The sequence below is a fragment of the Amycolatopsis echigonensis genome (assembly GCF_014174495.1).
GTDB classification, from domain to species: Bacteria; Actinomycetota; Actinomycetes; order Mycobacteriales; family Pseudonocardiaceae; genus Amycolatopsis; species Amycolatopsis echigonensis.
Window position 1 is genome coordinate 1 of record NZ_JACJHR010000278.1, and the last position, 430, is coordinate 430.

At 69.3% G+C, this 430-nt stretch carries 1 pseudogene; it reads right to left on the reverse strand.

Annotated features, from left to right (window positions below):
* Window positions 1-84 precede the first annotated feature (84 nt).
* Window positions 85-430 (reverse strand): annotated as a pseudogene (locus H5411_RS46760) (MlaD family protein); the annotation flags it as partial.

A 430-nucleotide genomic window follows, 5' to 3' on the forward strand; every position in this document is an offset into this window, starting at 1 on the left:
CGCACGCGACGACGACCACGGCGAGGCCACGGAGCCGGTAGGACACCGGACGTGACGGCCGGGACGGCCGGGACGTGTGCTTGCTCATCGGATCCCACTTCCGAACGCGTCGGTCCAGGGCTGGCCGACCGGCGATCCTGGCAACGGTGTCGGGTCGCTGGTGAAGCCCGGCGGCACGATGCCCGGATTGACGTTCACGTTCGACGCCCCGGCCTGTATGTAGATGCGGCCGTAGTGGCCGTTGGCGTCGTAGTTGCTGGTCGCCGAACCCCAGTTGGACAGCAGGCCCACCGCTTCCGGTGTGAACGGACGCAGGAAGCTCAACGCGGGCATCAGGCTGCTCACGGCCGAGTTCAGGCCGGGTGCCGTCGCGTGCGCGGTGTCCAGCAGTCCCGGCGTGTAGTTCAGCAGGGTCTGCGCGTCGGCCAGG